7 protein-coding genes and 1 pseudogene are annotated in these 10,358 nt (G+C 65.6%); 3 read left to right on the top strand and 5 right to left on the bottom strand.

Going from position 1 to position 10,358, the window contains the following annotated elements; all coding sequences use genetic code 11:
- The 3 genes and pseudogenes from DVDV_RS22770 to DVDV_RS10415 form a co-directional block, all read left to right on the top strand.
- A pseudogene (locus tag DVDV_RS22770) lies at window positions 1–418 on the top strand (DUF2344 domain-containing protein); the annotation flags it as partial.
- Between the two features lie 117 nt (window positions 419–535).
- On the top strand, window positions 536–3,166 hold the full coding sequence (locus DVDV_RS10420; RefSeq protein WP_075354608.1) for a pitrilysin family protein: 2,631 nt from the start codon (window positions 536–538) through the stop codon (window positions 3,164–3,166).
- A gap of 113 nt (window positions 3,167–3,279) precedes the next feature.
- A complete protein-coding gene (locus tag DVDV_RS10415; RefSeq protein WP_075354610.1) occupies window positions 3,280–3,696 on the top strand; it encodes an OsmC family protein in 417 nt (138 codons plus the stop codon).
- 124 nt (window positions 3,697–3,820) lie between these two features.
- Here the strand turns inward: DVDV_RS10415 and DVDV_RS10410 are convergent, their stop codons facing one another.
- From DVDV_RS10410 to iorA, 5 genes are all read right to left on the bottom strand, one after another.
- Window positions 3,821–4,303 carry an ion channel gene (locus DVDV_RS10410; protein ID WP_075354607.1) on the bottom strand — a complete coding sequence of 161 codons (483 nt, stop codon included), beginning with the start codon at window positions 4,301–4,303 and terminating at the stop codon, window positions 3,821–3,823.
- Window positions 4,304–4,429: 126 nt separating this feature from the next.
- A complete protein-coding gene (locus tag DVDV_RS10405) occupies window positions 4,430–6,163 on the bottom strand; it encodes a phosphoenolpyruvate carboxykinase (ATP) (protein ID WP_075354606.1) in 1,734 nt (577 codons plus the stop codon).
- A gap of 78 nt (window positions 6,164–6,241) precedes the next feature.
- On the bottom strand, window positions 6,242–7,831 hold the full coding sequence (locus DVDV_RS10400; protein ID WP_075354605.1) for a sigma 54-interacting transcriptional regulator: 1,590 nt from the start codon (window positions 7,829–7,831) through the stop codon (window positions 6,242–6,244).
- Window positions 7,828–8,430 carry an indolepyruvate oxidoreductase subunit beta gene (locus DVDV_RS10395; protein WP_075354604.1) on the bottom strand — a complete coding sequence of 201 codons (603 nt, stop codon included), beginning with the start codon at window positions 8,428–8,430 and terminating at the stop codon, window positions 7,828–7,830. Before DVDV_RS10395 ends, DVDV_RS10400 begins: the two co-directional genes overlap by 4 nt.
- Window positions 8,427–10,268 (bottom strand): indolepyruvate ferredoxin oxidoreductase subunit alpha, encoded by a 1,842-nt coding sequence (iorA, locus tag DVDV_RS10390; RefSeq protein ID WP_075354603.1) that lies wholly within the window; start codon window positions 10,266–10,268, stop codon window positions 8,427–8,429. Before iorA ends, DVDV_RS10395 begins: the two co-directional genes overlap by 4 nt.
- Window positions 10,269–10,358 lie beyond the last annotated feature (90 nt).

The following is a 10,358-nucleotide window of genomic DNA, read 5'->3' as shown; positions in this document are numbered from 1 at the left end:
GAGGATTTTCGCCGCCCGGCTCAACCCCAATCTGCCCGAGGGCTTGGCCGTGGTCGGGGTTGAGACCCTGGCCGGCGGGCGCAAGGTGGCCCACCCGGTGCTGGAGACCTTCATCCTGACCCTGCCCGACGAGCTGGCCCCGCCGGGGTTGCAGGGCTGGCAGGATTTCACCCGGGTCGAGTCCTTCCCGGTGACCTGGGAATCGAAGAAAGGCCCGCGCACCCTCGATGCCAAGTCCATCGTCACCGCTGTGGCGGTCACAGGGCCGGCAGCGGTGCGCTTTACCTGCAATTTTGCCGAGACCTACGTAAGTCCCCTGCGGCTGGTGGAAGCGGTCTGTCCGCAGCTTGTCCGCGGGGCCTATGCACTGGCCAAGACCGGTGTGGCTTTTTGCCGAGGGCGGCGGCTGGCCGCCTGAGATGAACGATTGTTAAGTATCGTTTCCCCACCGAAGCCAGCACTCTGGCCGCTGCGGCTGCCGGGTGCCCGTCCGTCCGGCGACTCGGCCGGGCAGGGCCGTAAAGGAGTATCCCGTATGCGTTGGCGAAACGTCTTGTGTCTGGCCGTGGCCTTCCTGGCCCTGGCCGCATCGTCGGCTTATTCGGCCGAAGCCCCCAAGGTGGTCCGGCTCAAAAACGGCCTCACGGTCATGACCATTGAGGACGACCGCTTCCCCCTGGTTGCCGTGCGCCTTTTCGTCCATGCCGGTTCCGGTTACGAAACCCCCAAGCAGGCCGGCCTTAGCCACCTGCTTGAGCATATGGTCTTTAAATCCACTGAGAAACGCCCGTCCGGGCAGGTGGCGTCCGACATCGAGGGGGCCGGCGGCGAGCTCAATGCCGCCACGAGCTTTGACAGCACCACCTACCGGGTGGACCTGCCTGCCGAGCATTGGCGGCTTGGCCTGGATGTCATCAAGGACATGATCTTCGGGGCCAAATTTGATCCCGGCGAGCTCGACAGCGAGCGGCAGGTGGTGCTCTCCGAACTGGCCCGGGGCAAGGACGATCCCGATAACCGCCTCTTCCAGCTCACTCAGTCCATGGCCTGGCCCGGGAAGCCGTACGGCTGGCCCATCATCGGTTTCCCCGAGACGGTGTCGGGCTTTTCCGGCGACGACCTGCGGGCCTACGTGGCCGAGCGCTACCAGCCCCAGTCCATGCTGCTGGTGGTGGTCGGCAAGGTGCGGGCCGATGCAGTGGAACTGGAAGCCGGGGCGCTTTTCGGCGACCTGACCAATGACCGGCTCATCACGCCGCCGGCCGTCTATCCCATTCCCGCTGCCGCTGCCCAGCCTTCGGTGCGGGTGGAATACGGCCAGTGGGGCAAGGTGCGCCTGCAGGTGTCCTTCCCGACTCCGGGGCTTCGCAGCGCCGACGAGGCCGGCCTGGAAGTCCTGGCCAAGCTTTTGGCCGGCGATGAAACCAGCCGGCTGTACCGCACGTTTAAATACGAAAAACAGCTGGTGGACGACGTGTCCTGCGCCTCCATGACCCTGGAGCGCGGCGGTCTTTTTTTTATCGACGCCACCCTGGACGCCAAGAATCTGGCCGCCTTCTGGCAGGGCCTGCTCGGCGAACTGGCCAAACTCAAAGGCGCGTCGTTTAGCGACAAGGAGATCGAGCGGGTCAAGCTCGGTGTCGAGGACGGCCTGTACGGCGCCAAGGAGACGCTGGCCGGGTTGGCCATGAAGGCCGGCTACTTCCGGTTTTACGGCTACGAGCCGGACGGCGAGGCCAATTATCTGCGGGCGGTCAAGCTCGTGGACCAAAAGGCCCTGGAGGCCGTCATCGCCTCGACCCTTCGCCCCGAACGCATGGTGGCGGCAGTGCTTGCGCCCAAGGCCGACGAGGCCACGGTCACGTCGGCCGGGTTGACCGAGGCCGCGGCAAAAATCTGGCCTGCGCCCAAGACTGCGGCCAAGGGGGCGGATGCCGCCACTGCGGCTGCAGCCTCGCGGGTCGTCGACCTGGGGGGCGGCCACACCCTGGTCCTGCTGCCGGATGCGACCCTGCCTTACGTCTCCATGTCCATGACCTACAACGGCGGCGATGCCCTGCTGGCCAAGGATCGCCAGGGACTGGCCGAGCTGGCCGCCAATTGCCTGACCTCGGGCACGGCCAAACTCTCGGCCAACGCCCTGGAAGACTTCCTGGCCGATCGGGCGGCTTCGCTTTCGGCTTCCTCGGGCCGGGATTCGTTCTCTGTGGGTTCGCGCTTCCCCAGCCGCTTCCAGGGCGACATGTACGGCCTTTTTGCCGACATCCTGTCTGCCCCGGCTTTTTTGCCAACCGAAGTCAAGCGCGAGGTCAATGACCAGCTGGCCGCCATCAAGTCCAAGGAAGACGAGCCCATGGGGCTGGCCTTCCGCAGGCTCTTCCCGTTCCTTTTCACCGACACCGCCTACGCCTACACCCGCCTGGGCGACGCGGCCACGGTCAAGGGGTTTGGCCCCAAGGACGTGGTGGGCTTCTGGACCGCCCAGCGGTCCATGCCCTGGGTACTGGCTGTCAGCGGCGACTTCGACGCCGCTGCCGTGCAGCGTCTGGCCGAGTCCCTGGCCAAGGCCAGCGGCCCGTCCCGGCCTTTCGCCTTTGCCACGCCGCAGTGGGGGGAAAAGCGCCAGGAATCGGCCACGCTGGCCGAGCGTAACCAGATCCATCTCTTTATGGTCTTTCCCGTGCCGGGCATCGATTCTCCGGAAACGCCGGCCCTTCACCTCTTAAACGATGTGCTGGCCGGACAAAGCGGACTGCTTTTCACCCGTCTGCGCGATGGCGAGAGCCTGGGCTATTCCGTGACCTCCTTTCTGTGGCAGGCCCGCCATGCCGGGTTCATGGCCTTTTACATCGGCACCTCTCCGGATAAGGCCGAGGCGGCCCTGGCAGGATTTCGGCAGGTGGCCGACCAGCTCAAGCAGACGCCGCTCCCGGATGAACTCATGCTGCGGGCCAAGAACGTCATGGCCGGCGACTACTACCGCGAACGCCAAAGCCTTCGGGCCAGAAGCAGCGAGGCCTCCCAGTCCCTGGCCGCCGGGCTGCCCATCGACCACGAACGCCAGGTCGTCGATGCGGCTCAGGGTGTCACTCCCCAGGCGCTTCAGGAGCTGGCCGGCAAATACCTGACGCCGCAAAACGCCTATATCTTCAGCGTCAAACCCTAAGCCTGAGTCCAGGCCTGTTGCGACGCCCCTGGCCGGAGACGACTCCGGCCAGGGGCGTTTTTTTGCTGGCAATCGCGGCCGATTTGGGCCATCTGGCGGAAAAGGGGGAGCTTATGGTGGTTTGCCAGGGACTTGCGGTGCCGCTTCAGGTGGCGTTTGGCAATGGGACATTTTCCGGGGTGTGCGACGCCACGCCGGACAAGGGCGGGGCCGGCCAGGGCTTTCGGCCGCATGAGCTGCTGGAGGCGGCCCTGGGCTCGTGTCTGGTCATGGTCATGACCAAGTACGCCCTGGCCCACGCCATCCCGCTGGTTCGGGCCGGGGTCACGGTGACCCTTGACCGTTCAGACTCGGAGGTGGCGGCTTATGGCTGCACGGTGGCCCTTGAAGGCGATCTCACCGAAGAGGAGCGCAGGAAGATCCTGCGGGCGGCCAGGGCCTGCCCGGTGCGCCGGACCCTGGGCTGCCGGGTGGTGGTGACGGAGGAGATGGATGAGAAGGATGCGTGCCGCCGGCGGCTGGGGGCCTGAGGCCCCCAGACCCCCACATGGGAACAGGGGACGGCTGGTCCTGTGACGGTTGGCGAAAGGGCAGGCAGAGGATTGTTGGCGCAAGGCGTCGGCGTGGCACGCAGGAGCGCTGGTTTCGTTGCGGCTACTGGCGCAGCTTGTCGGCCGTTATCATGCGGATCAGGATGACGATGAGGCAGGCGGTGAAAACGCCCAGGGACAGGTAGCCGAAAAAGGCTTCCGAGGCGGCCAAAAGGCGCATGGGCGGGGTGGGCATACAGTCGGCGCAGCCGGTGTTGGTAAACTGGGTCACGCTGAAGTACAGGCAGTCCCGGAAGGATTCGGTGGCCTTGCCGTTGCAGGTGATCTGGAAGGCCATAAACGTCCGGGCATAGCCGGCGATGACGCAGGCAGCGTAGACCGGGAGCGACAGGGCCAGGATGACGAGGCTTCGAAACAGGACCAGCGACAGCAGGATCAGGGTTGGAAAGGTGACGGAAAAGGCAAAGGCCAGAAAGATGATCTGGTCGGGCGAGGTCGTCTTGGCCTGGCTTAAATAGACCAGATAGCCCAGGAAGGGCAGCGAGACGGCCAGCCCGATGAGGCCGAGGATGGAGCGCAGGCTCATGAACGCCGCCTGCGGCAGCAGCGCTTCGCGGGGAAGCGCTGCTGCCGGTTGGCCCGGGCCAAGCCGCCAACCCAGTTGCCGGAAGCGTCTGAAACCATGCGCCCTGCCGTATGCCGGGACAACTGCCTAGGCCCGCACCATGAGGGCGTTGACCAGCCGCATGAGCAGTTCCGGCCGATTGTGCAGATCGGAATTTTGCAGATACACCCGGCGCTGATGGAAACGATCCTTGAGGGTTTCCAGGTAGCGGTCGCGGTTTTCCACCCGCGAAGGATCATACAGCGCCGTATAGCCCGGCAGCAGTTGTTCGATGCTCTCCGGCTTGGGCAGCTGGGCTCCGGGCAAAAGATCCCAGTCCACCCACTCCAGGCGTTCCAGCAGGAGCGAGGTCTGCAGGGTCAGCGAACTTTGCAGCGGGATTTTTTGCAGATCCCGGTCGGAAGCCTTCCAGAAGCCGATAGAGTTGAAGGAATAGCCAACAGCCCCGGCCTCGAAGACGTTTAAGAAGGCTTCGACGTCCTTCCAGAGCTCGTACACCCGGAAGGGGTTGGCAAAGGGTTCGAAAACGAGTGTCTTAAGCTCTTCCTCGCTGACGTTCTCGGCCAGATTGCGCCGGGTCATGAGCGAGGCCCCCATGGCCACGGCCAGATTGCGGTCGGCAAAGCGCACCACCGGCGGCAGGCAGGTGTCCTTCATGAGCCAGACCATGAGGTCCGGGAAGGAACAGCGGTTGACGTAGGCCCCGAGCAGGTCGCGGTCAATGAGCGCCCGGCCGTTGGGGTTGCGCACGTCCTGGCCAAGGGGCAGCACCTTGCCGCCGATTTCGGTCAGGCCCAGATTCATGGTGGAGATCATGTAGCGCCAGTCCGGGTGGCCGGTCGGGCGCGAGTCGGTCTTGTCAAACAGGGTCGGTTCCCAGACCCGGCAGACCTTTTTCTCGCAGTCGATCTGGAAGGCGTCGTCGTGGAGCACGACCTTGGTAAAGCCGGCCGGCAGGGTGCCGCCGTTGTCGTGGGAATTGGTGTGCGAGGATTTGCCCGTGCCGGAGAGGCCGAAAAAGGCGATGGACCGCTTGCCCATGGCTTTGGCCTTGGCGTCGGCGCAGCCGGAAAAGTCGATTTCCTTGATACCGCCGTGGCAGGCGGCCATGCGAAGGCGCATCCCGGAGGTCCAGGCCAGGGTCAGGGTGCCCTTTTTGCGTTCGCCGAAATAGCGCATCCCGAGGTTGAAGATGACGTTGGCGTCTTCATCGACCAGGGCCAGCTGGGGGCCGCCGGCGTTGTGGTAGTAGGGGTCGATGGTGGTCCAGTGGTTGAACCCGACGACCAGGATATCGGGAATGGGGAGTTTGGGGCTGTTGGCATAGGCCTCGGCCAGTTCTTCGTAGGGCGTGAAATTGGCCAGCCAGTTGAAGACGTTGACCGCATCGTCTTCGGTGGCCACGATGGTGGCCTTGATCATGAGGTCGGGGTCCAGGCCCAAAATGGCCTCGGCCTTTATCAGCGGATAGCGCTGCATGGCGAAGACGGCCTCGCGCAGGTCGGATTCGACCTTGCGCCGCTCGACCGGGTCCATGCGGGTATAGAAGCGACGGGCCTTGGCCGTGCGGCCGACAATGCGGCCGTGGCAGTTGTTGAGCACCGTGGCTCCGTCTGGCAGGCCGAGGCGTTTGGCTGCCGGCGGATAGATGGGCAGATCGGTAACACTGACGTCATGCTGGCTTTTGGCCAGTTCGTAAGCCTCGGCAGCCGTAACCTTGCGGACGCGTTTGTCCAGGCAAAGGGTCTGGGCAATAGACCGAAGCGGCGGCATTTCGGTCATGTCGTCGCGATAGTAGTCGTGGCTGGCGCGGCTGGCCATGAAGCCTCCATGGGGAAGTGAATTGGCGTTTAGTATTACGCGGTTGGACCGCTCGGGTAAACCGTTTTTTCCAACAGGTCAGCCGCGCCGTCCCGGGGTGAAGCGTTTGGGGTCGATGCCGTACTTTTTGACCTTGTAGTTGACCACGCGATAGCTTTCCCGCAGATCGCGGGCGGCCTGGTACATGTTGCCCCGGGCCTTTTTGAGCGCTTCCACCAGCAGTTCCTGTTCGAACTTGGCCACGGCCTCGCCAAAGGAGAGCGAGGGTTCCGTGCCCGAGGATTCGCCGGTCTGCAGGGTGGGCGGCAGATGGTAGGTGCGCACCACGGCCTCGTCGCAAAGCGTTGCGGCGCGTTCCATGCAGTTGGCCAGTTCCCGCACGTTTCCCGGCCAGTGGTACTGGCTTAAAAGATCGATGGCCGGGGTGGAGATGCGGCGCACGCTCTTGCCGGTGCGCACGGAAAAATCTTCCAGGAAATATTCAGCCAGGGGCAGGATGTCCCCCATGCGGTCGCGAAGGGGCGGCACATAGAGGGCAAAGACGCCCAGGGCGTAAAACAGGTCTTCCAGGAACGCGCCCTGGCCCATGGCGTCTTCCAGGGAGGCCGCGCTGGCCGCCACCACCCGGGCGTCCACGGCCACGGTGGTGTCGCTGCCCAGACGGTTGACGGTCCCTTCCTGGATCACCCGCAGCACCCGGGCCTGGGCCGCTGGCGACAGCTCCTCGATGTCGTCGAGAAAGACGATGCCGCCCTGGGCCAGCTCGAACAGGCCGCGCTTGGAGCGGGTGGCCTTGGAGCGTTCGCCCTTTTGCACGCCAAAGAGGTGCTCCATCACCGCTTCCTGGGGCATCTCGCCGCAGCCCAGGCGCAAAAACGGGCGCACCCGGCGGTTGCCCAGGCTGTGCAGGCAGCGGGCCAGAAATTCCTTGCCCGTGCCTTCCTCGCCCCGAAACAGGACCGGGTCGTTGGAGTCGGCGGCCTGGGTGATCTGGCGCAGCACCAGCCGGATGCTTTTGGAAACGGCCACGGGCTGGTCCGGGACGGTCTGGGCCGGGGTTTCCTCATCCGGTTGGGGCACAGTGGCCGCGGTGCGGCGCGAGATGTCGAGTTCGTCGCGAAGGCGCAGGGAGGCGTTGCCGAGGATGCCGCCGACCACCGCGAGAAATTCCCGGTGCGCCTCCAGAAAGACCATGGGGGCCTTGGGCAGGTCGATGCTCAGCGCCCCGACCACGCCCGAAGGGGCCACCGGAGAAAAGCCTTCCACCTGGCCGTCGGGCGTCGGCACGGTCACCGGCACGCAGATGTGGGACAGGGTGGAGAGTTCCTCGGGCGGCCGGCCGATAAAGTCGGGGTGGTCCTTGACGTCCTGCAAAATAAGCGAGCGGCGCGAACCGATGACCTGTCCCATGGTGATGGGGGCCGGGCCATACAGATGGTCCAGGCCCTGCTGGCGGCCGTGGGACAGGACGATGCGGGCACCGGGCTGGGGCAGGTCGTGCAGTTCCAGGCAGACCCGGCGGTAGCCCAGGGCTTCCACCAGGACGGCCAGGGCGTTTTCCAGTCCCCGGCGCACGGCCCGTCCGGGACCGGTGACGGCCACGATACGGGTCAGTGCGCCGTAAAAGGCCGGTCCGGCCCCGTCAAAGGACGTGAGCGCGTCGATCACGCGGCCTGACCCGCAGCGGCAGCCTCGGCGCCAAGGGCCAGGGCCTTGAGGTTGGCCGCGACGAGCTTGGGCTTGAGGTATTTTTCGATGGAGCGGGCCAGGGCTTCGACAGAAAAGGGCAACGCCCCGCAGGCCGCCGCCGCGCCAAGGAGCACGGTGTTGGCGGCCTTGGCCGTGCCTGCCTGCTCGGCCAGACTGATGCACGGCAGCATGACCACCCGGGCGGCATAGCCCTTGGCGGTGTCGAGCACCTGCGTGAGCGGCGGATAGCATTCCCGGCCCAGGCACACACCGACCGGCTGGAGGGATTCGCTGTTGCCGACGACAGAGCCGCCGCGCTTGAGCATGGGCAGGGCCCGCAGGGTTTCCAGCAGCTCGAAGCCGAGGATCACGTCGGCCTCGCCCGGAGCGATGATGGCGCTTTTATAGCCGCCGACCAGGAGGGTCGATTCGACCACGCCGCCGCGCTGGGCCATGCCGTGGATCTCGCCCGAGGTGACGGGCAGCCCGGCGTCCAGGGCGGTGCGGGCCAGCAGGGTGGTGGCGGTCAGGGTTCCCTGGCCGCCGACGCCGGTGAAAAAGATGCGGGCGCGAGTCATTTCGCCTCCTTCTTGCCGGGCTTGAGGTCCGGGGAGAGCTGGACGCAGAACATGCAGCCGTCGCACTGTTCGGCGTTGATGGAAAACACCCCGTCGACCATGGCAAAGGCCGGGCAGGCCAGATTGTCGCGCACGGTGAGGCAGGCGGCAGGATCGCCGGCCACCCGGGCGGGCAGGGTCTTTTTGGCCTGGCCCACGCGCCGGGCGTGGATGGGGCAGGGGTATTCGGCCACCAGCACACGCGGGCCGTGCTTCTGGGAGAGGTCGGTCAGGGCGGCCAGCGTGGCCTTGTGGTTGAGCGGATTGACCTTGACCGGTTCCACGCCGCAGGCCCGAATCAGCGCCATCAGGTCCACCGGGTTCGGGTTGTCGCCGAAGATGGTGGTATCCACGCCCGGATTGGGCTGGTGCCCGGTCATGGCCGTGGTGCGGTTGTCGAGGATCACGATCAGGATGTCGTGGTTGTAGGCCACGGCGTCAATGAGGCCGGTGATGCCGGAATGGAAAAAGGTCGAGTCGCCGATAAAGGCCACCACGGGTTTTCCCGAGGCCCGGGCAAAGCCGGCGCCGGTCGAGATGGACGACCCCATGCACAGCAGGAAATCGGCCGCTCGGAAGGGGGGCAGAAAGCCCAGGGTGTAGCAGCCGATGTCCGAGGAATAGACGGCCGTGTCGCCGTAGACTTCGCGCACGGCGTAGTAGGCGGCCCGGTGGGGGCAGCCGGCGCAGAGGTTGGGCGGACGCCGGGGCAGATCATTGGGCACGGCCAGGGTTTCCACCGTGGCGGCAGGGCGGCCGAGGAAGGTGCGCACGGCCTGGCGGACATTGGCCGTCGAAAACTCGCCGCGCCGGGGCAGATGCTCGCTTTTGCCGCAGATTTCCACCGCAATGCCGCGGGCCTGGGCCAGGGCGCGGATCTCGGTTTCCAGCACCGGTTCCAGTTCCTCGACGATGAGCACCTTTTGGCAGGAACCCAGGAAGTCGGCGATGCGGTTTTCGGGCAGCGGATAGGTCATGCCCAGTTCCAGCACACGCACCGTGCCGGTCAGGCCGTCTTCTTCCAGCACGTCGGCAAGATAGTTGCGGCTGACCCCAGAGGCGATAAAGCCGGTGTCGCCGGCCCCGGATTCGATGTTGTAGGGCGAGGCGTCGGCTTCGGCCCGAAGCCCGTCGAGCAGGGCCAGCAACCGGGCGTGCATGACCCGGGCCGAGGCCGGCAGCGGCACGAACCGGGCCGGGTCCTTGGCAAAGGGCTTTTCAGCCGGGGTGGTCGGCATTTCGCCCACCGTGACCGGACCGCGCACGTGGTTGACGCGGGTGGTGGTGCGAAGAAGGACCGGATTTTCAATACGCCGGGACAACAGCAGGGCGTCACGGGCCATGTCCTTGCATTCCTGGGCCGTTGCCGGCTCAAAGCAGGGCAGGCCGCCCAAGCGGGCATAGATGCGGTTATCCTGCTCGTTTTGCGAGGAATGGCAGCCCGGATCGTCGGCCGAGAGCAGCACCAGTCCGCCCGGAGCCGAGACGTAGGCCAGGGTCATGAGCGGATCGGCGGCCACGTTGACGCCCACATGCTTCATGGTGACCAGGGTGGGCAGCCCGGCCAGGGCCGCGCCGCCGCCCACTTCCAGGGCGACCTTCTCGTTGACGGAATATTCGAAATAGTACGGCGCACCCTGGCTCAAGCGGAAAAACGTATCCGGCACTTCCGAAGACGGGGTTCCCGGGTAGCAGGTCACAAACCGCACGCCGCCTTCCAGGGCGCCCCTGGCGATGGCCTCATTGCCGAGCAGCAGCAGGGTTTCCCCGGCTGCCGCGCTTAAAAGCTCCTTGCCCACGTATCAAACCTCCAACACGCAACGGACGCCGCAGCCGGCGTCCGTCCTCACCGGGGCTGCCCGGGGAGTGGTGTGCATATTCAGCGTTGC

Source organism: Desulfovibrio sp. DV, assembly GCF_001936595.1.
Classification (GTDB): domain Bacteria; phylum Desulfobacterota; class Desulfovibrionia; order Desulfovibrionales; family Desulfovibrionaceae; genus Solidesulfovibrio.
This window is presented reverse-complemented; position numbering and strand designations above follow the sequence as displayed.